This is a genomic window from Mycolicibacterium rhodesiae (genome assembly GCF_002086695.1).
In the GTDB taxonomy this organism is placed as follows: Bacteria; Actinomycetota; Actinomycetes; order Mycobacteriales; family Mycobacteriaceae; genus Mycobacterium; species Mycobacterium rhodesiae.
Genome location: NZ_MVIH01000001.1, coordinates 752733 through 778295 on the forward strand (window position 1 = coordinate 752733; position 25563 = coordinate 778295).

General features: G+C 64.7%; 23 protein-coding genes. 12 read left to right on the forward strand and 11 right to left on the reverse strand.

The window, feature by feature from the left end:
* Positions 1-13 precede the first annotated feature (13 nt).
* On the forward strand, positions 14-679 hold the full coding sequence (locus tag BST42_RS03655) for a hypothetical protein (protein ID WP_083117134.1): 666 nt from the start codon (positions 14-16) through the stop codon (positions 677-679).
* Here BST42_RS03655 and BST42_RS03660 read toward each other — a convergent pair.
* On the reverse strand, positions 676-1983 hold the full coding sequence (locus BST42_RS03660; RefSeq protein ID WP_083117135.1) for an NtaA/DmoA family FMN-dependent monooxygenase: 1308 nt from the start codon (positions 1981-1983) through the stop codon (positions 676-678). The two genes, BST42_RS03655 and BST42_RS03660, sit on opposite strands and share 4 nt — an antisense overlap.
* Before the next feature lie 163 nt (positions 1984-2146).
* On the opposite strand from BST42_RS03660, the gene BST42_RS03665 reads away from it, so the two are divergent.
* Together BST42_RS03665 and BST42_RS03670 are read left to right on the forward strand one after the other, a co-directional pair.
* Positions 2147-3460 (forward strand): NtaA/DmoA family FMN-dependent monooxygenase, encoded by a 1314-nt coding sequence (locus BST42_RS03665; protein ID WP_083117136.1) that lies wholly within the window; start codon positions 2147-2149, stop codon positions 3458-3460.
* A 150-nt stretch (positions 3461-3610) separates the two neighbouring features.
* On the forward strand, positions 3611-5233 hold the full coding sequence (locus BST42_RS03670) for an ABC transporter substrate-binding protein (RefSeq protein WP_083117290.1): 1623 nt from the start codon (positions 3611-3613) through the stop codon (positions 5231-5233).
* A gap of 5 nt (positions 5234-5238) precedes the next feature.
* Here BST42_RS03670 and BST42_RS03675 read toward each other — a convergent pair whose 3' ends face one another.
* Positions 5239-5739: a flavin reductase family protein gene (locus BST42_RS03675; protein ID WP_110918438.1), complete on the reverse strand. Its 501-nt coding sequence runs from the start codon at positions 5737-5739 to the stop codon at positions 5239-5241.
* Complete coding sequence (locus BST42_RS03680; RefSeq protein ID WP_110918439.1) at positions 5736-6221, reverse strand: NADPH-dependent FMN reductase; 486 nt, start codon at positions 6219-6221, stop codon at positions 5736-5738. Before BST42_RS03680 ends, BST42_RS03675 begins: the two co-directional genes overlap by 4 nt.
* Positions 6222-6446: 225 nt before the next feature.
* Between BST42_RS03680 and BST42_RS03685 the strand changes: the two genes are divergently transcribed.
* From BST42_RS03685 to BST42_RS03705, 5 genes are all read left to right on the forward strand, one after another.
* On the forward strand, positions 6447-8417 hold the full coding sequence (locus tag BST42_RS03685) for a dipeptide ABC transporter ATP-binding protein (RefSeq protein ID WP_083117137.1): 1971 nt from the start codon (positions 6447-6449) through the stop codon (positions 8415-8417).
* Positions 8418-8490: 73 nt separating this feature from the next.
* Positions 8491-9807, forward strand: coding sequence for an NtaA/DmoA family FMN-dependent monooxygenase (locus BST42_RS03690; protein ID WP_083117138.1), 1317 nt, complete (start codon positions 8491-8493; stop codon positions 9805-9807).
* A gap of 34 nt (positions 9808-9841) precedes the next feature.
* On the forward strand, positions 9842-10720 hold the full coding sequence (locus tag BST42_RS03695; RefSeq protein WP_083117139.1) for an ABC transporter permease: 879 nt from the start codon (positions 9842-9844) through the stop codon (positions 10718-10720).
* Positions 10720-11715 (forward strand): ABC transporter permease, encoded by a 996-nt coding sequence (locus tag BST42_RS03700; protein WP_083117140.1) that lies wholly within the window; start codon positions 10720-10722, stop codon positions 11713-11715. Before BST42_RS03695 ends, BST42_RS03700 begins: the two co-directional genes overlap by 1 nt.
* A gap of 21 nt (positions 11716-11736) precedes the next feature.
* Complete coding sequence (locus tag BST42_RS03705; protein WP_133057408.1) at positions 11737-12936, forward strand: MFS transporter; 1200 nt, start codon at positions 11737-11739, stop codon at positions 12934-12936.
* Here BST42_RS03705 and BST42_RS03710 read toward each other — a convergent pair.
* The 4 genes from BST42_RS03710 to BST42_RS03725 form a co-directional block, all read right to left on the reverse strand.
* Positions 12886-13656, reverse strand: coding sequence for a GntR family transcriptional regulator (locus BST42_RS03710; RefSeq protein WP_237159190.1), 771 nt, complete (start codon positions 13654-13656; stop codon positions 12886-12888). The genes BST42_RS03705 and BST42_RS03710 overlap by 51 nt on opposite strands.
* 113 nt (positions 13657-13769) lie before the next feature.
* Complete coding sequence (locus BST42_RS03715) at positions 13770-14927, reverse strand: MFS transporter (protein ID WP_083117142.1); 1158 nt, start codon at positions 14925-14927, stop codon at positions 13770-13772.
* A 61-nt stretch (positions 14928-14988) separates the two neighbouring features.
* Entirely contained in the window at positions 14989-16128 is a 1140-nt protein-coding gene (ribB, locus tag BST42_RS03720) for a 3,4-dihydroxy-2-butanone-4-phosphate synthase (protein ID WP_083117143.1), read from the reverse strand.
* 1 nt (position 16129) lies between these two features.
* Positions 16130-17431 (reverse strand): NtaA/DmoA family FMN-dependent monooxygenase, encoded by a 1302-nt coding sequence (locus tag BST42_RS03725; RefSeq protein WP_083117144.1) that lies wholly within the window; start codon positions 17429-17431, stop codon positions 16130-16132.
* A 152-nt stretch (positions 17432-17583) separates the two neighbouring features.
* Between BST42_RS03725 and BST42_RS03730 the strand changes: the two genes are divergently transcribed.
* The 3 genes from BST42_RS03730 (at position 17584) to BST42_RS03740 (ending at position 20257) form a co-directional block, all read left to right on the forward strand.
* A complete protein-coding gene (locus tag BST42_RS03730) occupies positions 17584-18489 on the forward strand; it encodes a metal-dependent hydrolase (protein ID WP_083117145.1) in 906 nt (301 codons plus the stop codon).
* 63 nt (positions 18490-18552) lie between these two features.
* On the forward strand, positions 18553-19209 hold the full coding sequence (locus BST42_RS03735; protein WP_083117146.1) for a TetR/AcrR family transcriptional regulator: 657 nt from the start codon (positions 18553-18555) through the stop codon (positions 19207-19209).
* A 31-nt stretch (positions 19210-19240) separates the two neighbouring features.
* Positions 19241-20257, forward strand: coding sequence for an Rv2578c family radical SAM protein (locus tag BST42_RS03740; protein ID WP_083117147.1), 1017 nt, complete (start codon positions 19241-19243; stop codon positions 20255-20257).
* Here BST42_RS03740 and BST42_RS03745 read toward each other — a convergent pair.
* The 4 genes from BST42_RS03745 to BST42_RS03760 form a co-directional block, all read right to left on the reverse strand.
* Positions 20254-21513: an acyl-CoA dehydrogenase family protein gene (locus tag BST42_RS03745; RefSeq protein ID WP_083117148.1), complete on the reverse strand. Its 1260-nt coding sequence runs from the start codon at positions 21511-21513 to the stop codon at positions 20254-20256. The two genes, BST42_RS03740 and BST42_RS03745, sit on opposite strands and share 4 nt — an antisense overlap.
* Positions 21510-22643, reverse strand: coding sequence for an acyl-CoA dehydrogenase family protein (locus BST42_RS03750; RefSeq protein WP_083117149.1), 1134 nt, complete (start codon positions 22641-22643; stop codon positions 21510-21512). Before BST42_RS03750 ends, BST42_RS03745 begins: the two co-directional genes overlap by 4 nt.
* Positions 22640-23869, reverse strand: a complete 1230-nt coding sequence (locus tag BST42_RS03755; RefSeq protein WP_083117150.1) for an amidohydrolase family protein — start codon at positions 23867-23869, stop codon at positions 22640-22642. Before BST42_RS03755 ends, BST42_RS03750 begins: the two co-directional genes overlap by 4 nt.
* A gap of 107 nt (positions 23870-23976) precedes the next feature.
* A complete protein-coding gene (locus BST42_RS03760; protein WP_083117151.1) occupies positions 23977-24597 on the reverse strand; it encodes a TetR/AcrR family transcriptional regulator in 621 nt (206 codons plus the stop codon).
* A gap of 74 nt (positions 24598-24671) precedes the next feature.
* On the opposite strand from BST42_RS03760, the gene BST42_RS03765 reads away from it, so the two are divergent.
* Positions 24672-25562, forward strand: coding sequence for an acyl-CoA thioesterase (locus BST42_RS03765; RefSeq protein ID WP_083117152.1), 891 nt, complete (start codon positions 24672-24674; stop codon positions 25560-25562).
* Position 25563 lies beyond the last annotated feature (1 nt).

The window sequence follows — 25563 nt, forward strand, 5'->3', positions numbered from 1 at the left end:
GCATCCTGGCCAGGTGGGTCTGATTTTCCGGTTGGTCGAGCTGCTGCTGGTGATCGTGCCGCTGGCCGGCGCGATCTACGCCGCGGTCAGAGGGATCTCCGCGATCCGGCGGCAGAACGATCCGGCGGCCGAGCCGGTGGCCGAGCCGCCTGCCGCTGCGAGGGAGAGCGGGAAAAGTCAAGCGGCGCAATGGCGCACGATCACCCGGGTGATCGACGAGCACAACCGGACCGACGCTCGCTGGCTGGAGTACGAACTCGACGCCGCCAAACTGCTCGATTTCCCTGCGATGACAGATATGCGCGATCCGCTGACGATGGCCTTCCACCGGGCCAAGTTGCGCGCCGAGCTGGTGCGCCCCGGTAAAGCCGAAGACCTCCTCGACGACGGCGAGGCGGCGCGGCAGTATCTCGACGCCGTCGAGGCGTACGTGACCGCGTTCGAGGCCGCTGAGAACGAGGCACGACGACGCCGCCGCGGTGACTTCTCCCGGGAAGACCAGCAGCGGATGACCCGCGCGCAGAGTCTGCTGCGCGTGGCCGCCGACCGCGGCGCCACCCCGCAGGAACGCGAACGCGCCTACGACTTGGCCCGTAGTGAGCTCGACGGCCTGCTTGTGCTGCCGGACCGGACCATCGCGGCCCTCGAACGGGGGATCGCCGGGGAGCTCGACGACTAGAACGCCAGTAGATTCGCCCGAAGGGTGTCGTGCTCGTAGGATTCGCGCACCACGCCGAGGTCGCGCAGCGCCGGCACCAACCCCTCGGTGATATCGGTGACGTATCGCCTGCTGAGATGCTGCAGCGGAGTGGTCAGTAGGAACCCGTCACCGCCCACCGAATCCATGGCGTCGGCCATCTTGGCGGCGACGTCGGCCGGTGTTCCGACCAGCGGCAGGCAGCTGGCGAATCCTGTTGCGGTGGTGGCGAGTTCACGCAGTGTCTTGCCGCTCCCGGCTTGCATGAACTTGTTGAGCGAACCCTGTTCACCGTTGGTGGTGAGCGGCGGTAGCTCCTCGTCGAGCGGGAAGGTCGAGAAGTCGATGTCGGTGACCGTCGAGATCATGCCCAGTTGACTGGTGATGAAGGCGTCTGTGTTGACCATCGCGTGCCGCTTGGCCTCGGCGTCCTGCGCGCTCTCACCCAGGACCGGTGTCACGAGGAACATCACCTTGATGTCATCGGGGTTGCGTCCGGCGGCCTGCGCACGCGCCCGGATGTCGGTGCGGTAGTCGATCATGCCGTCGATGCCCTCGGCGATCGCGACGATCGAATCCGCGGTCTCGGCGGCGAACTGACGGCCCCGGGGAGACCCGCCGGCCTGGAGGTACACCGGGCGGCCCTGCGGTGTGCGCGGGACATTCAACGGGCCACGTGACTTGTAGAACTTGCCGACGAAGTTCACCTCGTGGACTTTCGTGTGGTCCACATAGGTTTCGGATTCGCGGTCCATCACCACGGCATCGGAGTCCCACGAGGCCAGCAGCTTGGTGACCACTTCGACGAACTCATCGGCCATGTCGTAACGCTGCTGTCGCGGCGGCAGCGTGTCCAGCCCCACGTTGTGCGCGGCCTGCTCTTCGCCCGACGTGACGATGTTCCACCCGAACCGGCCATCGGAAAGGTGGTCGAGGCTGGCGATCATTCGGGCCAGCGTGAACGGCGGGTAGGACAAGATCGAGGCGGTGGCGATGACACCGAGCTTGGTCGTCGCCTTGGCGACGGCGCCTGCCAGCACCGTGGCATCCAGCTTGGGTACCTGCAGCGCATGTTTCAGTGCCGCCTCGGTGGAGTTGCCGAACGCATTGGACACCATCAGCGTGTCTTCGATCATCAGATAGTCGAAGCAGGCACCTTCCAGCATCTTGGCCATCTCGATGTGGAAGTCGGCGTTGGCCCATGACGAGTTCACCCGGTCGAACGGGTTCAGCCATTGCGGCGGTGCATAATTCATGAACCACCCGAGGTGCATCTTCTTCGCCATACCGCTGACTTCACTCGTGGCCGATTTCCGGACTATGGCCTGCCGAGTAAATCCGCATTACGCCGCGGGTAGGTCGCGGCGGGCCAGCGTAATACGGGCGGAACCGAAGCTGCGCACCGACCGAAACAAGAGCCAGTCACATTGGCCGCAGGGAGGTTTGAACATGTTTCATCTGGGTTGGTTCCTGGGCAGCGGCTTCAGCGTGCAGACGTGGGCGCTCGATCCGTGGGCGGGCAGCACCGGCCGTGACTGGATGCGGGGCGACCTGTTCGTCGATTTGGCCGCGTCGTTGGAACGGGCGTGTTTCGACTACCTACTGGTCGAGGACACCAGCATGGTCGAGGATGCTTACGGCAGGTCGATGGAGACGACGCTGAAATACGGGATGCTGGCACCCAAATGCGATCCGGTTCCGCTGATTCCTCTGCTGACCCAGCGCACCAAAAACATCGGCATCGCGGTCACGTTGTCCACCAGTTTCTATCACCCCTTCATGGCGGCCAGGACGATGACCACCCTTGACCACCTCACCGAGGGCAGGGTGGGCCTCAACGTCGTCACCGGCAGTTCCTCGCGCGCCGCGCAGCAGTACGGCTACGACGAACTGATGCTGCACGGCGAACGGTACGAAATGGCTAAAGAGTGGATGGAAGCGGTTGGCGCATTATGGGATTCATGGGAGCCCGGCAGCGTGCTCATCGATCAGGAGACTCCGCGGTACGCCGACCACACCAAGGTCCACACGGTGGACTTCGACGGCAAGTACTTCCGGACCAGAGGGCCGCTCAACACCATTCCCGGTCCGCAGCGCAGACCCGTGATCGTTCAGGCCGGCGCCTCCCCGGCCGGGCGTGATCTGGCCGCAAAGTACGCAGAGTCGATGCTCGCTCACGGCACCAGCATCGGGTCGATGAAAGAATTCCGGCTCGACATGCACCGGCGGATGCGGGAGTACGGTCGCGATCCCAGCACGCTGAAGATCCTCTTCCTGATCGATCCCATCCTCGGGGATACCGATCGTGTCGCACAGGCCCGGGAGGACGATATGAAAGCCGCTCGGTGGAGCGACCATGCCATCGAAAAGGCCTTGTGGGGCTTGAGTTACACATCGGGTGGCGAGTACGACTTCTCCACTTTCGACCTCGACGAGGAAGTGCCCGATGTCTGGGGCAATGGCGAGACCTCTACGCTGCGCACGTTCATCGAGGGGGCGCGGGGGAAGACACTGCGAGAAGCGATCGCAACCGTCGACACCCACGCGGGCCTGGCGTTCGTCGGGTCGCCGGACACGGTGGCGGCCAAAATGGGGGAGGCGATGGAGGAGGTCGGCGGTGACGGCTTCCTACTCTCGCCGGTGGTGACTCGCCGTAACATCGCCGAGATCGCCGATGGTCTTGCGCCCGCTCTGCGTAGACGGGGCCTGATCCGAGATGGCTACAGCCACCGCACGTTCCGCGAGAACCTCCTCGAGTTCTAGGACTCACCGGCGTAATACGCGGGGCACTGTCACGAAGCCGAAGCGTCATTCAACGACGCTGTACTCAACGCAGGATTCAACTCAATACGACGAGCACGCCAAGGAATGCCGTGCGATCGGGTCCACGAACTGGCCGAGCAGGAGGCATTCATGAACGACACCACTCAATCCTCGCCGCGCATCGCAGGCCCGGATTGGAACCGCCGCACCTTCCTCAAAGCGAGTGGTGCCACGATCGGTGGGTTGGGGCTGGCGTCCTGGCTGGCGGCGTGTGGCGCAGGCAACGGGCCCGGCAACGCTGGAACTCTGAATCTGCGGATGCCGTTCCTGGCCGACATGCAGGTGCCCGACCCCGACATCATGTACGAGGGCGAGGGGGTGCAGGTGATGGAGTCGGCGTACGAAGGTTTGGTTCGCTATCAGCCGGGCTCATCCACGATCATCCCGCACCTGGCCAAGTCCTGGACCGTATCGCCTGACCAGCTGACCTACACCTTCACCCTGCAACCCGGGGTGACGTTCCACGACGGGACGCCGGCCGATGCGGCGTCGTGGGTGAAAAGCTTCGAGCGACGGGCCAAGGTGGACCAAGGACCGGCCTACATGGTGGCCGGCGTGGTGACGACCGACGCTCCCGACCCCACCACGTTCGTCGTCACCCTCAAGGAACGCAACAACGCCTTCATTCACTACCTGGCGTGTCCGTGGCAGCCGTTCGCGGTCAGCCCCACCGCCGTGGCCAAGAACGCGATCGGTGACGATTTGGCCCAGGAGTGGCTGAAGACCAACGACGCGGGCACCGGGCCATACATATTCAAGGAGTTCGTGGCGGGCAGCCACTACCTTCTCGAGGCCTTTCCCGATTACTGGGGTACCAAGCCGACGTTCAAGACCCTTCGAATCGACATCACGCCGAGTGTCGCGACCCAGAAGTTGCAACTCGACTCAGGCGCTTTCGATCTGGTGACCAAGGGTTTCGCGATCCCCGATGTGCTGGCTTACCAGAAGAACGGCTCGTTCAATGTGGTCAACTCATTCGGCGGCGTGGGCGAGGCGATCTGGTTGAACCCGACCTCGGGGATATTCAGCAACAAGGCTCTGCGTCAGGCGATGCTCACCGCGTTGGATCGTGAATCGGTGGTGCAAGCCGCATGGGGTGGTCTCACCAGCGTGCAGAAAGGCATGTGGCCGGACCAGACCTTCTCCTCGACGCTGGCACCCTTCCCGATCCAGGTCGACGGCTCGGCGTTGAAGGCCCTGGTGCCCTCGTTGCCGTCGAAGAAGATCGACCTGGCATGGAGCGCCGACGGTGGTGCGCCCCGCCAACAGATGACCGAACTCATCCAAACGCAGCTTGCGGCTTATGGATTCGATGTCACAGTGCGGACGATTCCGGTGTCCGAACAGTTCGACCTGGCCAACCAGCCGCCCGAGAAGCGGCCGGACATGATGGTGAGTTTCCTCGGCGGGGACGCGCTGCATCTGGATACCACGTTCCGCATCCTGGCGCGTACCGGTGCCAAACCGCTCAACTTCTACCAGTACTCGAACCCCGAGCTGGACACACTGATGGATAAGGCGGTCCAGGCGCAGACGCCGGAGGAGACTCAGGCGACCTATCAGCAGTGCAGCAAGATCATTCTCGACGATGCGATCTGGATCCCACTTTGCTTGGCGCCGAACTCCACCATCGCCCACCAGTACGTGACGGGGATCGAGGATAATTCTTTCTACGCCCCGATCTTCTGGCCTCAGTCGCTCAAGCGGGCGTGATCGGGTCAGGCCCCGGGCAGAAGCTCGCGAAAGCCACTGCGGTGGAAGACGATCGGTGAGACATCGGGATACATCGCCAATGCGGTGATCTGCAGCACCACGATCTCGTGGTCGCCGGCCTCGATCCGCTTGAACGGGGCACACTCCAGCCAGAGCGTGGCGCCGTGCACAAACACCGCCCCGCTCTCAGTGGCCGTCCAGTCGACGCCCTGAAACCGATCAGCGGACTTGGACGCCAGCGAGCGGGCGACCGGTGCGTGCTCGTCGGCCAATACCGACAGGCCAAGACGTTGTAGAGCAGCTAGTTTCGGCCATGTCGACGAGGTGTTGGCCACGCACACCGACACAAGTGGTGGGTCAAGGGAAACGGTGGTGAACGAGCTGGCCGCCATGCCCTCCGGCGAACCGTCCCGCACTCCGCAGAAGGCCGTGACTCCGCTGGGGAAACACCCGAACGCCTGACGTAGCAGCGCCGTATCGAACCGGCCGTCGACCGCGGTGATCATGACGAGACCTGCGGCACGAAGCGCCGAGCCAGGCCCAGCCACTTGTCGAGATCCGCCGATGTCTCATACTCGGAGTCCAGCAGGTACAGGGCGGGAGCCGGGCAGCTCGCCCCGATCTCGACGAGCACCGGCCGTAGTGTCAGTTCCGGTGCCAGCGCATGGATCTGAGATGCACCAAGCATCAGTGGATAGGTGGTGATGCCGTTCAGCTCACCCTGTCCGAACTGGTCCAGAAACAGCTTCAGCAACCCGGTGTAGGTGGCCTTGAACGTGGGAGACGCGACCACCAGCGAGTCGGCGGATTTGACGATCTCCTTCGCCGCGGCGACTGCCGGGTCACCCCAGCCGAGCAGGCCGGGGCCGAGGTCGACGACATCGATAACATGCTGCGGCGCAACGCCGGTCAGCTTCCGGGCCACCATCTCGGCGGCAGCCCGGGTCCTCGACATCGGCTTGGGGTTTCCTACGACAACAACAGTCACAACATGAGTCAAGCCAGCTGTTATTTCAGGTGACCTTCGGACCGGTAAAGCTTGCATTGCGCCACGGCATTCGGCGTAGCGGTATCGGCGCAATGTGATCGACACGCCCACGTCGTGAACGTGTCACTCAGTGCAGGTTTGCTCAGAGCATGCCCGAGCGGCCCACGGCGGCTGCGCTCGTAGCTCCACCACCGGTCGAGATTCACCGATATCAAGGGCGCAGTTATGAGCGATTCTTCCCCTCTGTCCGTTGCGGCGATCGAGCCGCGGGCCCGAGTGCGCGATCTACACGTCACTTTTCAGCGTCGCGGGGTGAACGTGCACGCATTGCGGGGGCTCAGCCTGGATGTTCTACCCGGGGAAGTGCTGGCTCTGGTGGGAGAGTCGGGCTCGGGCAAGAGCGTGATGGGACTGGCCCTACTCGGGCTCTTGGCCGGCGACCCCGAACCGATCGTGACCGGCCGCGCCGAAGTATGCGGTGTCGACATGGTTGCGGCGAACCCCGAGCAACGTCGTCAGGTCCGCAAAGCCCACCTTGGGGCGGTGTTCCAGGACCCGATGACTTCGCTCGACCCGACGATGCGGGTGGGCAGGCAGATCACCGAGGCCGCAGGGGATTCGGCTGAAGCGCGGCGGCTGCTGGATCTCGTCGGCGTCCCCGATCCGGCGCGACGGATGAAGGCGTATCCCCACGAGTTGTCGGGCGGCCTCCGACAACGGGTGATGATCGCGATGGCCGTGGCAGGCAAGCCCGACCTGGTGATCGCCGACGAGCCCACCACCGCACTCGATGTCACGGTTCAAGCGCAGGTGCTCGCCCTGCTGCGAGACTTGTGCAACGAGCTGGGCACGTCGTTCATCGTCGTTACCCACGACATCGGTGTCGCCTCCCAGATCTGTGACAGGGTTGCGGTGATGTACGGCGGCAGACTCGCCGAATTCGGCTCGATGGAACAGGTGCTGGCTGCGCCGTCACACCCGTACACCCTGGGCCTGCTGAATTCTCGGCTCGACCTCGATCTCCCGCTCGGACAAGCCATCGCGGCGTTGCCGGGCCAACCACCGGATCCGCGCAACCACCCCGCCGGGTGCGCCTTCTCGCCGCGCTGCCCGGCGGTGACCGACGCGTGTTCGCAGACACTGCCCGAGCCGGTGCCGGCCCGCACTCATCCAGGGCAGGTCTCCTGCATTGTCGAGAATGCCACCGCCACAGCGCATTCACGCGAAGAGGCGCGTGAGTTTGCGCCGATGGCGCCGGTCGGCGAAGACCGCCCGGTCCTGCAGATCAACGGAGTCGATAAACGGTTCGGGGTGAGCCGCGGTCTCATGAAGCGCGATCCCCTGCACGCGTTACGCCATGTCATCCTCGAAGTGGCTCCCGGGGAGTCGATCGGCGTGGTCGGCGAATCCGGTTCTGGCAAGTCCACGCTGCTGCGGGTGGTCGCCGGGCTGCTCGAACCCGACGGCGGCAGCGTCGAACACACCGGTAACCGACCTCAGGTGGTGTTCCAGGACGCGGGCGCGTCCCTGACACCGTGGATGACCGTCGGTGAACTCGTCGGCGAACGGCTGCTGAAGACCACCGGCCGCGCTGAGCGCCGCGAGCGGGTGGAAAAGGTGCTGCGGCAAGTCGGGCTGCCACCGGACGTCGCCGTCATCAAGGCAGGCAGCCTCTCGGGTGGTCAGCGCCAGCGGGTCGCGCTGGCACGCGCCATCATCGTTCCGCCGCGGCTGTTGCTGTGCGACGAGCCGACCTCGGCACTGGACGCGTCGCTGGCGGCATCGGTGTTGAATCTGCTGCAGGACCTGCGCCGCGAACTCGGAATGGCGGTCATGTTCGTCACCCACGATCTGGCTGCGGCGCGGTTCATTTCGGATCGTATCGCCGTGATGTACCTCGGACAGATCGTCGAGGTAGCGCCGACCGAGGATCTGATCAACAACCCGAAACATCCCTACACCAAGGCACTCTTGGCAGCCGTGCCGTCGCCGGGCGGCGTACCGGTGCGGCTGGCAGGGGAACCCGCGAGTCCGTTGGCGGTTCCGTCTGGATGCGCTTTCCATCCGCGCTGTCCAGAGCGGATCGAGACCTGTGCCGTCCGATCACCACAGTTGTTGTCGATCGACGGGACCAGTAGACACATGGCGGCCTGCCTACTGGCCAACGGCCAGCTCGAGGAACGACTGCTGGCGTAATGCGTTGGCGACACCAGTTTTTCACCGGCGAGATGGACGCGGTGTCAGATAGAGAGGTCGAAAGGAATTGGCGATGACGAGCAAGTTTCATCTCGGTTGGTTCATGAACTTCATTCCGCCCGAATGGGATACCCGGTGGTCGTCTCCCGACGTGGGTAACTGGCCCAATGGCCGGTTCTACGTCGACATGGCCCGCAGCATGGAACGCGCATGCTTCGACTTCATCATGATCGAGGACACCGTGATGGTCGCCGACGCCTATGGCGGCACCATGGAAGGCGCTCTGAAGAATTCGATCTTCGCCCCGAAACATGATCCGGTTCCACTGGCGGTGCTGATTGCGGCCAACACCTCCAAACTTGGTGTGGTTGCTACGATGTCGACGTCGTTCTACCCCCCGTACCTGCTGGCCCGGCTGGCGTCCACCGTCGACTCGATCTCCGAAGGCCGATTCGGCTGGAACATCGTCTCCTCGGCCGAGGACCGGGCGGCGCAGAACTTCGGTCTGGATTTCCTGCCGGAACACGACGAGCGTTACAACGTCGCCGACGAGTACTACGACCTCGTCTGTCAGCTCTGGGATTCCTGGGATGCCGACGCCGTCGTGATGGATCGTGAGACGCACACCTACGCCGACTATAAGAAAGTCCGTACCGTCGACTTCGTCGGCAAGTACTTCAGGTCCCGGGGCCCGCTCAACACCGTGCCCTCCCCGCAGCACAAGCCGACGATTCTGCAGGCCGGTGCATCCCCGCGCGGCCGCGCCTTCGCCTCCCGCGCCGCCGACGCGATCGTCGCGGTCGGAACCGGAGTCGAGGGAATGCGAGAGTACCGCAACGACATTCGCAAGCGAGCAGCCGAAGCTGGGCGTGATCCCGACGAGATCAAATTGATGTTCTGCGTGTCGCCGGTTGTTGCGCCTACCGAGGCGGAGGCTCGGGCCGAGATCGAGCGACTCACCTCGACGCGGAGCTACGTCGAGAAACAACTCGTCAGCATCGCGTCGAACACCGAGATCGATTTCAAGCAGTTCGATTGGGACGAACCGCTACCAGAAGGGTTGACCACCAACGGTGAACGGGGCTCCCTCGAGCATTTCATGCGCGGTGACGGCACGCCCGGGCCCAAGACGCTGCGCCAGCTGGCCGTCGACTGGGCCACCACCGGAGTGGAGTTCATCGGAACACCCGAGCAGGTGGCGCGCAAGATGGGGGAGGCGATGGAAGAGATCGGGGGCGACGGGTTCTTGATCATGAAGCCCGGCTGGGACCTCAATCGCAACTACATCTCCTCGATCACCGACGGCCTGGTACCCGAACTGCAGCGACTGGGCCTGACACGTACGTCCTACACCACATCCACCCTGCGCGAGACGCTGCGCGAATTCTGATCAGCACCGGCCCGACAAGAGCGAGGAGATTTCCATGGCAGTCGCCGAATACTACGTAGCGACACCACTGGTGCGGTACGGCAGCCGGTTCGGACTGGGGGTTCGGCAGTACTTTCAGGGCACCTCGGTGGCCAACTACGTCGCCTTCGGCGGATTGGCCGCGATGTTCGTCCTCGCCGCGTTCGCGGGCCACCTGGTGCCCTACGATCCGCTGGCGGTGGTGGGCCAGCCGATGGCGCCACCGAGCGCGGCCAACCCGCTGGGCACCGACACGGTCGGACGCGACATCCTCAGCCGAGTCCTGGTCGGCATGCAGTCCAGTTGGTTGGGTGCACTGGTGGTGGGTGCCTTCGGTGCGGTCTTCGGGGGTCTTGTCGGCTTGGTCGCCGGCGCGTGCGGTGGCTGGGTCGATACGGTGCTGATGCGGGTGACCGACGCGTTCCTCGCGCTGCCCGGACCCATCCTGGCGCTTTGCGTCGTCGCCGCGCTCGGCCGGTCCTACACCCACACATTGATCGGCGTTGCCATCGTGTGGTGGCCGCTGTACACCCGCATCGTGCGAGCGGAGGTACGCAGGCTCCGTGCGTCACCTCATATGGAGGCGGCCCGGGTAGGCGGTATCGGCCGGTGGCGGTTGATGTATCGGCACCTGCTGCCCGGTGCGATTCCGGCGACGATCGTCACGGCGAGTCTGGACATCGCCGCGCTGGTCTTGATCGTGGCGGGATTGTCCTTCTTGGGACTCGGCGCTCCGCAGCCCGCGCCGGAACTCGGCTCGATGAGTGCACAAGGCGTCACCTATATCTTCAGTGCGTGGTGGATTCCGATCATGCCCGCCGTCGGCGTGGCGATCATTGCGGTGGTGGCCAATTTCGCCGGTGACGCCATCCGTGACCGAATCCGGGACCGCTGATGCTGGCGGTTCTGCCCAGGCGGCTCCTCGGTGCGGTCCCGGTGTTGATTCTGCTTGTGCTGGCGGTGTTCTCGCTGCAGAAGCTGGCGCCGGTCGACCCGATCGCCGCGCTGGTCGGTGCGAAGGCATCACCAGAGGTGTATGCGGCAGCCCGCCACAAACTGGGGCTCGATCAGCCTCTGCCGGTGCAGTTTTGGAATTACCTGACCAACGCGGCCACCGGCGACCTCGGCCAGTCGACGGTCACCCGAACGCCGGTGCTATCGGACCTCATCAGCTTCTTACCGGTGACGCTGGAACTGTTGTTCGTCGCGATGATCTTCACCGTCGTGATCGGCTTTCTGCTGGGGCTTGTCACGGCGCAGGGCTGGCGCGGATCCGGGGTGCTGCGGGTGGTCATGGTGTCCGGCGCCTCAGTGCCGGTCTTCTTGGCCTGTCTGCTCGGGATGTTGGTCTTCTATCGTTGGCTGAACATCCTGCCCGTCACCGGCCAGACCGCCTTCGTTGATGCGCCGACGGGGCCAACGCATTTCCTGCTGATCGACAGCCTGCTGGCCGGACGCCCGGACATCTTCGCCGACGATCTCTACCATCTGGTTCTGCCGGCATTCTGCCTTGCGCTGACACCGGCGGTTGCGGTGGGCCGGGTGTTGCGCAGCAGCCTGGAGGCAACGATGCGAGCCGATCACACCCGAACCGCGCGCTCAATAGGATTGTCGGAGAGTCGAGTTCTCGTGGTGCATTCGCTGCGTAACTCCGTCGGGCCGGTGTTGGCGCTGTTGGGGTTACAGCTCGCGGTGATGGTGGGCAATTGCATCCTCGTGGAGTTGATCTTCGCCAGGCCGGGAATCGGGCTGTACATCTCCAGGGCCATCGACAAAGCCGACTTCAACGCCATCGCGGGGGTCACCCTGGTGGTGGGTGTGCTCTATGTGGTGACCAACATCGTCATCGACTTGCTGCAGTCGCTGGCCGACCCGAGGGTGGCGTTGTAGAACTTGGTGCCATCCCTGCTCGTGAGTTCGTGGATGTGGCACCTGACCCGGTGGAACGGACTGTTCCTGGGTACGTATCTGGTGACGCACCTCGGCGCCCCGCCGATCGCCAACCAGATCGTGGGTGTAGCGATGTTCGCGCCGATGGTGGTGGGAGCCTACATCTCGACACGATTCGACATCGAGCCTCGGACAATGGTTTTGGCGACCCAAGTGCTGCTGCTTCCGGTCGCGTTCGGGATGGCGGTGTTCGTATCCAGCGGAGCGGTGCCGTTGTGGATGGTGTACCCGTTCGAGTTGGCATACGGTTTCGGCGGCATGGTGAACATGACTGCGCAGCGAGAATTGCTGTTCCGGGTCGGCGGGCCGCTGGGTGCGGCTCGGGTGCTCAACATCGAAGTGACGAGCATGGCTGCCGCCATGATGCTCGGGCCGTTACTGGGCGGGCTCTCGATCTCGGTGTTCGGCCTCGGCGCGGCATTCCTGATTCCCGCCATGCTGCTGGCGGGTTCGGTGGTGCTGTTCTGGATATCGACACGGCACCTGCCGGAATATCCGATGCCGGCGCTGACCGCGGTGCCTGCGCGGCGGGGCACCGATTGGCACCTGCTGTCCCGATCGCCCACACTCGCGCTGGTCTTGTTCGTCACCGTGATCTGCAACCTGTGCTACTTCGCCTTCCTGCCACTGGTTCCGGTGATCGCCGAGCACCTCAACGCCGGTGCCGCGATGGCCGGGCTGATCGGTGCCGCGGCCGGGGTGGCGCAACTGGTGATCGCCTGCGGCTTGGTGGTGCGGCCGATACGGCGACCGTGGCCGGCCTACGTCGGCGGGGTCGCCCTGTGCCTGTGTTGCCTCGGTATCGTCGCAGCCTCACCATGGCTGGGCGTGACACTGGCCGCGCTGGGCGTTGCCGGGATCGGACAGGCGATGTTCGGCTCCACCCAGGCGACCCTGCCGGTCGCAGCGGTCGACGGGCACGAACGAACCGCCGCACTGGGACTGCTCAGCACGACGATCGGGGCCGCACTGCCTACCGGAATGGTGATCTTGGGCGTCACGTCCAGCGTGCTGGGCCCGCAGCAGGCCATGCTGGTATCGGCGTTGACGGGTTTGGTGGCGTTGACCGCCACTACCGTGTTCGGGCGCCGATATCTGAATCGGCTGGCGCTAGGAAGGCCGGCGTGCGGTGGCGGAGAAGGCGACTCGGTCGCCGCGTAACCGCAATTGCGATAGTGCCCGCGGTTGTCCGGTGTTGTCTTCGATGACATCCTCCAGCCAGATCAGCGGCGCGCCCACCTTCACGTCGATCAGCTCTGCGCTCTGCTCATCGGCGGCCACGGCTCCGACGGTGCACTGGCTGCCACCGATCTGGACGCCCAGTTTCTGCTCCAGAATCAGGATGACGTCGGAGTCGTCGAAGTCGACGGACGTGCCCTCGGGAAGTGCGATGTAATTCACCGAAATTCCCAGTGGTAGACCTCCTTTGAACATCAGGCTTTCGATCATCAACACCGTCCACCCCGCGGGAAGGCGGAGGCGGTCTCGGACGATCGGCGGGCACCCCAGCGATCGGCACTCCAGCCGACGGGACGCCACCGGTGCCAATTCGTCGATCGGTAGGAGCAGTGCTTCCGTTCCTCGTGTGCCGTTCTTGGGCTCACGAACGACCAAGCCCTCCCGGGCCAGCTGCTGGAGCACCGTCCGCACGGTATTGCGGCTCGCCGAAAGCGCATCGGTCAGTTCGCTTTCCACCAGCAGCATGCTGCGCCCGGTATTGACCAGGGTGGACCGAAGCAGATCGTAGGTGCGTCGGGCCGAGTTGTTCAGCCGGTCAGGACTGGCCCGCTGACGTTGGTAGAGGACCTCGGGGCGTACCTGACCATGCGGGTGTACGCCCGCACGACAGGCCCCGTACATCGCCGGATCGTGAGTTGCCACCTTTCGGGTTCCCTTCCCGTGGGCCAGATTCCCAATTGCCGGGGTCCAAAGTCCCTTGCGGATATTTGATCAGGAGTTTGTTACCGGTTGCTGGCAGCGCGGATTCGCGCGGGTTACGTGGTCGAGATGCGCTTTCCCACAAAATGCGCCAATTGTGCGCTGGCGAGCAGAATCGCCGCGATCACCAGGAAAAGCACCGGCATGCTGAGCTGCGTAGCCAGCACGGCGCAGCCCACCGACCCGGCGAGGATGCCGATGCCGGCCGAGATGCGGAACTTCGCCAACCCGGCGGATGACTCACCGACCTGAGCGACCACGAGCACCGGCAGGCTGGCGGTGGCTCCGGCCAGGCTGATCCCGAAGAGTGTCGAAGCGACGAAATATGTTGTCGTGCTTGGCTCCATTGCGAGGAGGCCCGCGCACAGCGTGCCAAGGAGGAACGACGTCACCAACACCGCGACCACGCCCACTCGTCCGATGATTCGATAGGCGATCTGCAGGACGAGGATCTCGGCTCCCGACATCAGAGCGATCGCCACAGCGATCGAACTGATCGGGTAGTGACGGACCGCCCCGGCCAAAGGTAGTGCGGTGAACAGCACCCCGCCTCGCAGGAAGTCACCGACCATCGCCAGCACGAGAGCTGCGCTGCCACCGGGGGACCGGGTGAACTGAGGCAGACCGACAGCGGGTCGACCGATGCCGGGTGGGGCCGCCAACGCCGGCAGCGCGACCGCTAACGCAGCGGCGACCAGCAGGGCAAGCACACCGGCGGCGACGAACGCGATCTGATACCCGAATGGTCCCTCGATGATGCCGGCGACAAGCAAGCCACCCGGCGACCCGACGGCCCCGCCCAACAGGAATGCTGCGTTGAAGCGGGCCAATGAGCGGGCGATGGTCGGATCGGATTGCCCTGCGGGAGAGAGTGTCTGGACGCGTGGGTACACGCGCACCGCCGCCTGAAGCCCGGCGCCGAGTACCACGCCACCGCCCAGACCCTGCAGCATTCGCGAGGCCATCAACAGCACACCGCCGTCGGCCACGCCCATCCCGATGGTGGCCACGGCGAACATGGTCAGTCCCGCGGTGAGTGCGGCCCTGGCGTCGAGCCCGGGGACAAAGCGGGTGCCGAAGACGTCGACGACGATCACCCCGAGGCCGGCGGCGAGCATGAAAATTCCGATGTATGCGCTGCTGTCCGAACTTGCCTTGATGAACAGCACTTCCAGGGGCGCGGTCAGGCTCATCGTCACGCCGGCGGCGGCCATCAACGGAAGGAACCACCGGGAACCGTACCGTCGTGGGACGGAGCAGCGCATCAGCAGGCCATCAACCTTCTGCCGCAGAGATTTCGGGTGCCCCCGTGGTGGCAGGACTCAGTCGCACGGTGCCTGAGATGGTCAGACCGTAGGCGTCCAGCCCGATTCGCTTGACCGGATTGTTGGTCAGCAACACCATTCGTCGCACACCGAGATCGGACAGGATCTGGGCGCCCAGTCCGTACTCCCTGGGGTCCAGCACATCGGCGGAGGGATCATGCGGCATAAAGCCGCGCTGGCCGGCTCGGCCGCGAAGATAGACCACCACTCCGCGGCCTTCCGCGGCGATCGTCTGCATCGCCTGTTCCAGCCAGGGACTGCAGTCGCAGGCGCCGGAATCGAAAACGTCACCCGTCACACACTCGGAGTGGACGCGAACCAGAGTCGGGGACGGCTTCTTGCCTGCCACATCGCCCATCACCAGCGCGATGTGTTCGCGACCGTCCAGTATCGAACGGAAGCCGTGCGCCTGGAAGACGCCGTGGCGCGTGGGAAGCCGACTGGCGGCCTTGAATTCGACCAACCGCTCGGTGCGGCGCCGATACGTGATCAGGTCTGCGATCGTGACGACGGTCAAACCGTGCCGTTCGGCGAACTCCCATATGGCCCGCCCGCGGACCACAACCCCGTCGTCGTCGATGACCTCGCCGATCACCGCGACCGGGGGTAGGCCGGCCAACTGTGCCAGATCGACCGCGGCTTCGGTGTGCCCGGCGCGGCACAGGACGCCGCCGTCCGCCGCGCGCAGGGGAAACACCTGCCCCGGCCGACTCAGGTCAGCATGGCTTGTGGCGGGATCGGCCAGGAGCGAGATCGTCCGGGCCCGGTCAGCGGCCGAGATGCCGGTGGTGACGCCGTCGCGGGCGTTGACCGATACCGCGTAGCTGACGCCCCGCGGATCCTCGTTGTGCGCGACCATCGGTGGCAACCGCAGCCGGTCGAGTTCGGTTGATGGCATCGGCACGCAGAGAATTCCGCCGGTGTGGCGCATCATGAACGCCACTCGTTCAGTGGTGGCGTGCGACGCGGCGAGCATCAGATCACCGTCGTCGCTGGGATTGTCCGCGTCGACGATGATGACCATGCGCCCTTCGCGTAGGTCCGTGACTGCCGTCTCCACAGAGTGGCCCAGCGTTTCGATCACCGTCATGTCAGAACTCGCGCAGGGTGTCTCGCAGCATTGTGGTGGTGTATTCGGAGCGGGTCAGCCCGAGTTTCTGAAGCTCGGGGATCAGTCCGTCGGTGATCTCGGTGACGTAGCGCCGGTTGAGACGCATCACCGGGCTGGTGATCAGATAGCCGTCGCCGCCCACTTCGTCCATCAATGCACCCATCTCCTCCGCGACCGACTCCGGTGTGCCGATGAACGGAATGTTGGCGGTCAGTCCACTACCGGTGACGATCTGGCGCAACGTTTTTCCCTTGCCGCGGGCCAGGAAGCTCTCCAGTGAGCCGCGCTCGCCGTTGGTCGTCACGTCGCTGGGTACGGGCTCGTCGAGGTCGAACTGTGAGAAGTCGATCTCGGTGATCGACGAGATCTCGGCCAGCATGTACTCGATGTACTGCGGGTCGTTGAACCACCGGTCACGTTTGGCGACCGCCTCCTCGTGGGTGTCGGCGACGATCGGCGACACCAGGTAGAGCACCTTGCAGTCCGCGGGATCGCGCCCGTTGGCCTTCATCCGGGCGTGGATGTCGTCGCGGTAGGCCTTCATCGCCTCGGCGCCGTTGGCGGGCGCGACGATGGTGTCAGCGTGCTGGGCAGCCAATTCACGTCCCGGCGGCGAGGCGCCGGCTTGGGCGATGGTCGGATGGTACTGCGGGGACGGGGCGGTGTTGAGCGGCCCCCGGCTCTTGTAGTACTTGCCCTCGAAGTCGATGGTGTGGACCTTCTTGTAGTTGGCGTAGGTCCCGGTCATGTGGTCGCGTTCGATGGCGTCGGGCTCCCACGACTCCCACAGCTTGGTGACTACCTCGAGGTACTCGCTGGCCATCGCATACCGCTCGTCATGTTCGTAGAGCTTGTCCATCCCGAAGTTCTGCGCCGCCCGGTCCTCGGCCGAGGTGACCACGTTCCAACCGAAGCGTCCGCGTGCGATGTGATCGACGGTGCTGCACAGCCGGGCGAGCAGATATGGGGGATAGAAGCTTGTCGACATTGTCGGGATGATTCCGAGATGGCTTGTTGCACTGGCGATCAGCACGGCCAGCGGCACCGGATCGTGCTTAGGGTTGACGCCGTGCTTGAGGTCGAACTCCATGGAACCGCCATAGGCGGTGGAGACCATGAGCTTGTCCTCGATCAAGACGTAGTCGAATTTGGCGCGCTCGAGGTCCCTGGCGATCTCCACGTAGAACTCACCGGTGAAATCGCGTCCTCCGTCGCCCCAATTGCCGTTCCATTCGTCGGCGACGAAGTTGAGGAACCAACCCAGATGGAATTTCTTGGTCACGAGCTCTCCTTCCGCAGTTGACCTCAAGAGAAGCGGGAGGGCGTTACTCGACGGTGTCCTGGGCGTAGCACCCGTATTGCGCCGCGTGTTGACGACCCGCGGCAGACAGACCATACTTTTTCACAATCTGTATGGTCTGATGGAGGTCGGCGATGACACACCTGACTGTGCGACGGATGCGGTTCGATTTCTCCGACCCCGTGGACTTCATCTGGCAACCCGAGAATCCCGCCTTCTCCCATGCGATGAACATGTTCTCGTTCGTCGCGGTCTGCTTCGAGAAGATGATCGTGCAAGCCGTGCGCGAGGCCGGGCCGCTGTTCACCGACAGCGACGTGGCGACCGAGGCGCAAGCGTTCCTGCGTCAAGAAGCCCAGCACGCCAACGCTCACCGTCAGCACGTGGCGGCCCTGGTCAAGCTCTACCCGGGGCTCCAGGAGACGTTCGACGCAATCGAAGCCAGCTACGACGAGATGACCCAGACCACGTCGTTGGCCTACCGGTTGGCCTACATCGCCAATCTCGAGGCGATGTTCACCCCCTCATTCCGATTTCTGCTGGATAACGACGCCGTGATGTTCGGGGCGGGTGACGACCGGCTGGCATCGCTTTTCCTGTGGCACATCGTCGAGGAGGTCGAGCACCGAAGCTCGGCGCTGGTGATCTTCGATGCTGTCGTCGACAAGCCGTGGTTTCGGCTCCGTGTCGTCCCCAGCCTGCTTCGTCACCTCTTCGGGACACTGATCCCGCTGTATGCCGATGGCGTCAATACCCATGTGCCAGAGGCTGATCGCGTCATCGACGCGCGATCGATCACGCTGCCCGTGCAGCTGCACCGGTCCCTGCAATGGACCGGTCGATCGCGACCCCGCACCGGCGTGTTCGCCGATGTCGCCCGCAGGGACAAGCTCAAGGCGATATTCGGGCTCATCCGAAGTCAGAATCCCTTCTTCGACCCGAGTGGAGAACGGATATCGGCATTCGCCGACGAGTGGTTCGAACGCTACGAACGCGGCGACGACGTCACGCACTGGTACGGCAGCAAGGTGGCCGGCTGACTCGCACCGGTCGGTACTGTGTCGAGCCATGGACGACGCCGCGACCGACGCGATTCAGCGCTGGTGAGAACGCATGGCTGGGGCGGACAGACACCCCGCAGTGATGAGGAGGCGGTGCAGCGGATCCTCGATGCCGCCCGTAACGCCATCGATCTGCGCGGGGCCGACATTCGGATCGCCGATGTCGCGCGCGACCTCGGAGTGACGCGGCAGACGGTCTACCGGTATTTCCCTGGCACCGAGGATCTGCTGATGGCAACCGCCGTCGCCGAGGCGCGGCCCTTCCTCAAGGCGCTGGCGGCGCACGTGTCCGGCATCAGCGATCCGGCCGAAGCGGTGACCGAAGCGATCGCCCACACCCTGGATCAACTGCCCCACGAGAAGTATCTCGGCATCGTGTTCACGCCGCGGCGTTCGGGCGAAGTGTTCGCCGCCGTGACATCGGAGGCGGCGCGCTCGTTCGGTCGCTTGATGGTCGATCGTTTCGACGTCGATTGGGCGGCAGCAGGTTTCGACAGCGCCACCCTCGACGGTCTGGTGGAATTCATGTTGCGGGTGCTGATGTCGTTCATCGTCGACCCAGGCCACCCCCGGCGCGGTCCAGACGAACTGCGGGGATTCCTTCGTGAATGGGTGGGCCCGGCGGTCGCACACCATGTCCAGCGCGCGGCCGCAGGCACGGTGAAGCGACATGGTGTCCGCTCCCGCGGTCCCCATTGACAGATCCTCGAACGTGCGTTCGAATAGAGTGATGCGGTGGAGCGGCCAGGGGATAGCTGTCGACGACGGCGCACTGCCCGGCTTGCAGCGCATCGGGTTCGTCAGGAGCGTCCGCACTCCGCAGTTCGAGGGCATCACATTCCACGAGGTGCTGTGTAAATCGGCGCTGAACAAGATTCCCGCCGCCTCGATGTTGCCGTTCACGTACACGGTCAACGGCTACCGCGGCTGCGCACACGCCTGTCGGTACTGCTTCGCCAGGCCCACGCACGAGTACCTCGAATTCGATCCGGGTGATGATTTCGATCGCGAGATCGTGGTGAAGACCAACCTCGTGGAGGTCCTGCGGCGGGAGCTGGGCAGGCGGTCCTGGCGCCGGGAGACCGTGGCATTGGGCACCAACACCGACCCGTATCAGCGCGCCGAGGGTCGTTATGGGCTGATGCCGGGCATCATCGCGGCGCTGGCCGACTCGGGCACGCCGATGTCGATCTTGACCAAGGGAACCCTGCTGCGCCGTGATCTGGACCTGATCGCGGCTGCGGCGCAACAGGTTCCGGTGTCGGTCGCGATCTCACTCGCTGTGGGCGACCCCGATCTGCACCACGACGTCGAACCGGGAACACCGTCCCCGCAGGCGCGGCTCGCACTGATCGCTGCTGTGCGTGACGCCGGGCTGGACTGCCACGTGATGGTCGCACCTGTGCTGCCCTATCTGACCGATTCGGCCGAGCATCTCGACAGCCTGCTCAAGCAGATCGCCCAGGCCGGAGCCACCGGCGTGACGGTGTTCGGTCTGCACCTGCGCAGCTCGACGCGGGGAGTGTTCATGAGCTGGCTGGCGCGCTCACATCCCGAACTGGTTGCGCCGTACCGGCAGTTGTACCGGCGCGGGGCATACCTGCCTGCCGATTACCGAGACATGTTGCGGCAGAGGGCTGCACCTCTGGTCGCCAAATACAAGCTCGGCGGTGATCGCCGATTGTTCACTCCGGTCACCCCGCCCGAACCGGTCGCCCAGCCCGAGCCCCAGCCGACGCTCTTCTAGGTCCGGCCGCGCTTGACCTGATTGAATGGCACACCCTTGTCGGCGGCCGGTTCACGGGGGAACCCCAGGATGCGTTCGGCGATCACGTTGCGCGCCATCTCGCTGCTGCCGCCGCCCAGTGAGCCGGTCTGCCGCGACAGATACCGCACCCCGATGTCGGCCAGCTCGGACAAGTCCCCGCCTTCGTCGACGACACCAGCGGTGCCGGCGAGCGCCAGTGCCGTGTCGACCTCGAGTTCGGTGGTCTCGGCGTGGAACAGTCGAATCAGGGTGCCGGCGTTGGGCGGAAGCGAGCCGTCACCGATCCCTCGCCCGACGTGGTTGATCAGCTGCTCCTTGACGCACCGGCGCACCAGGGCACGCCCGGCGCGCTCCTGAGCGGCCGGGTTGTTTGCCTGCCCGGTCCGCTCGATCAGGCCGATGTGGTCGGGTGGCATTTCGCTGGCGTTCTCCGCGCCGATGCCACTGGCGAACTCCGATCCGCCGCCCACCGCCCGACGTTCGTGAAACAGCTGGCGGGACGCCACTTCCCAGCCCTTGTTGACCTCGCCGACCACGGCGTCATCACTGAGCTCCAGGCCGTCGAAGAATTCTTCGCAGAATTCCTCGTTGCCGTTGACCTCTTTGATCCGGCGCATCGTGATGCCGGGGGAGTCCAGGGGGACCAGAAACATGGTCAGGCCCTCGTGTTTGGGCACCGTCCAGTCGGTCCTGGCCAGCATCAGGCCGTAGTCGGCGGCGAAGGCGCTGGTGCTCCAAGTCTTGGCGCCGTTGACCACCCACGTGTCACCGCGCCGATCGGCACGCGTGATCACGCCGGCCAGGTCCGAGCCCCCGCTGGGTTCGCTCAGCAGCTGGCAGAGGATCTCGTCGCCGCGGATCGCCGCCGAAATGCGTTCGCGTTTCTGGGCTTCGGTGCCCATATCCAATATGGTGGCCGCACAGATGGTGAACGTCGGCACATTGAGGATCAGCGGCATCTCGTAGCCGCGGCACTCGGCGTCGAATGCCTTCTGGTACGCGTGATCCAGCCCCAGGCCCCCGTATTCCCGAGGAAAACAGATCCCGGCGAAACCGCCCGCGTACAACCGCTTCTGGAGCTCCTTGGCGTGATCCCACGATGCTTGCTCGGCGCGCACCGAGAATGGCGGATGGTCGGGATCGATGGTCGGCATGTTCTCGGCCAGCCAGGCGCGCGCCCTGACGGCAAAGTCGGCGACTGATTCAGTGGCTGTGGAGATCGCGGTGTCGGTCATGCCGAAGCTTCCTTTCGGTCGGCGCTCAACGCGTACACCGCGCGGTGGTGCTCCTCCGGCGAACCGTACAGCGCGCGGTACAACGCGGTACGGCGCAAGAACAGGTGCAGGTCGTGTTCCCAGGTGACGCCGATACCGCCGTGTAGCTGCACGCAATCCTGCAGCATCACCGGGGCCCGTTCGGCCACATAGGCTTTGGCGACGCTGACCAGGAGGGCGGCGTCATCCGAGCGCTGTGACACCGCAGCCACCGCGCCCGCCGTCGTCGCCCGGCACGCCTCGAACCACATTTTCATGTCGGCGAGCCGATGCTTCAGCGCCTGATAGGACGCCAGCGGTCTGCCGAAACTGTGGCGGTCGAACATCCACTGCGTCGTCATCGCCAGCACGGTGTCCAGAATCCCGACGATCTCGGCACACTGCAGCACCAGCGCGACCTGCCGCTGCCGCTCGATGATGGACGGCGTCTGCGCCGCATCGCCGACGACAGCATGGTCGTCGATCTCGACACCGTCGAATTGCACACGGGCATAACGCTTCACCATGTCCACACAACGTTGCTCGGTGACCTCGGTGCGGTCGGCTGGGACGAGGAACTGCCGCGGATTACCGTCGAGATCGGCCACTACCAGGAAGACACCGGCCTCGGCTCCCGCCTCGACGCGGTCCTTCACCCCATCGATGCGGTAACCGGACTCGGTGCGAGTCGCGGTGACACCGGGCTGCAACGGCAGTTGCGGCAGGCCTGGTTCGTAGACCGCCCACGACGCCACCAGTTCACCGGAGACCAGCGCGTCGATGGTGTCACCGTGTCCCTGCGGCGCCTCGACCAGACCCGCCAGCACGACACTGACCGGATGCAGCGGACCGGGCGCCACACTGTGTCCGATCTGCTCGGCCACCAAGGCCAGATCGGCCACGCCATCGCCCGAAACACTGCCACCGCCAAGCTCTTCGGGGACCAGCAGACTGGCCCAGCCGAGCTCGGCTGCCCGCTGCCACCACTGCCCGTCGAACGAGGTGTCCGCGGCGTGCAGTTCACGCACCCGGGTCAGCGATGCCTCCTTCTCCAGGAAGGCCTGCGTCGTCGACGCGAACAACATCTGTTCGGGGGAGTGGACGTCCGTCATGCGATGACAAGCGCAGGTACGTCGGGCTTGTGGACCGAGACGTTGGGCACCTTGAACAGGTCGACCAGGTTGCCGCCCATCACCTTTCGCTGCTCTTCCTCAGTCAGGCCCTGAGCTTGCAGGTCGTCGACGAGGTTGATCGGATCGGCGAGGCCCTCGGGATGCGGCCAGTCCGAACCGAAGATGATGCGGTCGACACCGCACAGCTCCGACATCTTCTTGAAGTCGTCCTCCCAGAACGGCGCCACGTACACGGCCCGCTTGAACGCCTCGATCGGGTCTTCGGGAAACTCCTGCGGCATCTTCGAATACACGTCTTGGAATTGGTAGAACAGGTAAGGCACCCACGACGCGCCGTTTTCGATCGACAGAATGCGCAGATCGGGGTTGCGGGTCAGTGCACCGTGGCACACCAGCGCCGCCATGGTGTCTTCGATCGGCCGCTTGCCCATCGACACCATCCGGAACGCCGTCGGCTTGAACGGCAGGAACTCGTCGGCAGGTTCCCAGTCGTTGAGGTAGGCGGCGTAGCCACTGTCGGAGGCGTGCATACACACCGGGATGCCGGCCTTGACGCACGCGTCCCAGAACGGATCGAACTCGGGAAGGCCCAGCGAGCGGGTCCCGCGGTAGCCGGGCACCGGGGCGGGCCGCACCAGCACGGTCTTGGCGCCACGCTCCAGACACCAGTCGAGTTCTTCGAGGGCGCGGTCGACGACGGCCAGATCGATGACCGGGGTGGAGAAGATCCGGCCTTCGTAGTTGAACTGCCACGTCTCGTACATCCACTGGTTCAGCGCGTGGATGATGTCGAGGATCAGGTCCGGGTCGTCCTTGAGCCGCTCTTCGACCAGGCTGGCCAGGGTCGGGAACATGATCGTGTAGTCCAGGCCCAGCCCGTCGAGCACCTCGAGGCGTGCCTCGGGATTGCGGAACGCGGGGATGGCCTTCATCGGCTTGCCCATGATCTCGCGGAAACTCTTGCCCCCGCTGCCGTGCTTGAAGTAGTCCTCCTGCGCGCCGGGGCGCGCGACGACCTCGAAGGTGGGGTTGGGGATGTAGTCGCTGATGGTGTTGCGGACCACGATCTTGGTGCGGCCGTGGACGTCGATGTAGTCGATGACGCCCTTGCGGTTGTCCGGCAGGAATTGCGTCAGCGCTTCTTTCGGCTCGTAAAAGTGATTGTCGGCGTCGAACACGGGATAGGGAAGCTCGCGCGAGGGCATGTCCGCCTCCAGAGAGTCTGATTGGTCGATAACGGTAATGACGTTACCACGACGGTGCGCGGGCCGACAGGTTGGTCGAAAAAGGGTGGTCTAGCAGCGAAGACGAGTCAGGGAAGCAGGCCGCGGACGCAGAATTCGTATATGTGCTCGCCGTCGATGGGCACCCCGTTGAGTTCGGCGCCCAGGCTGCGCAGCCGCATGGCGCCGAGCACCGCCTGCATGATCAACGCCGCGGTGGTCTCCACTTCGAGGCCGGGCCGGAAGGTGCCCTCGTCGATACCGCGGTTGAGGATTTCGCCGATCAGCTCGTGCAGCGGCGAGAGCACCCGCGCGTACTCCCGCGGCAGCGACTCGGCGAGGTGGTCGTTGTAGTAGGTCAGGCCCCTGTTGATGCTGTCCTGCTTGGTGGACTCGGCCGGCGTACAGATCCGGTCGATCAGCACGCGCATCGCTTCGGCGGCAGGCAGTGCGTCGGTCTCGGTGCGCCAGTGCTTGGTCGACTCGGCCATGATCGTGTCGATCAATGCCAGCAGCAGCTCATCCTTGGTGGAAAAGTGCTGGTAGAACGATCGCAACGATGTCTTTGAGCGTTCGACGACCTCGAGGACGGTGAAGTCGGTGCGGCCCGTTTCGGCCAGGATCGACAGGGCTGAGCGCATGAAGCGGCTCTCCCGGGAGTCTGGATCGGCGCGCACCGCCTCGGGCGATCGTTCGTTGGCCTTGGCCATCGGGTCAGCTTATCGGTCGGGTTACAGTGACGAGAATGACGTTACCGTCTGGAATGCGACAAGGTGAGGAACACATGACTGCGAATTCCGGGGAAGCCACTGCGAACCCGTGGACGGTGGCGCGGCTACTCGAACTCTTCGACGTCGAAGCTGAGAGCCAGGATCGCTACATCGCCCCGACCGGCATCGCCGACGCCGACGAACGGCAGGTCGTCGAGGGCACCCAGGTACTGGCGCAGGTGATCGTGGCGGCAGCAAAACGGTTCGGCGGCAAGTCGATTCGCTCGGTGCACAGTGTCTTCGCCCGCGCGGTCCTGGTAGGGCCGCCGGTCATCCTCGACATCGACGTCGTCTCCGAGGGGCGTTCGACGGCCTCGGCGATCATCACCGCGTCGCAGAACGACAAGCGCTGCATGACGTTCACCGTGCTGGCCGATGTGCCCACCGCCGACGTGATCCGCCACCACCTGCCGCGTCCGCAGGTGGCCGGACCCGGTGAGGCCAATGTGTGCGAAATGCCCATGGACGGAAGGCAAGTCAAGCTCGTCGACGTCATCGACATCAACAGCCCGGACGAGGTGGGGCCGCCGGAGGTCTACGCGTGGCTGCACTACGACCCCATCCCGTCGCGCGACGATCTGGCCAAGGCCCTGATCGCCTACTTCACCGGGCATCTCGGCATCTCGACGACCATGCGGGCGCACGAGGGGATCGGCACCGCACAGTCGCACTTCACGGTGTCGACCGCGCCTATGACGGTCACGGTCAGCTTCCACGAGCCGGTCAGCTGGACCGGTTGGCTGCTCTACACCCACGAGAGCACCCAGGTCGGTGCCGGCATGTCCTACATCCGCGGTGCGGTGCACACCGAGGACGGAGAGCTGATCGCGTCCTTCACCCAGGACGCGTTGATCCGGCCGCTGCGGACCTCCGACAACGCGATCGCCGCCGAAGCCCGGATCTAGC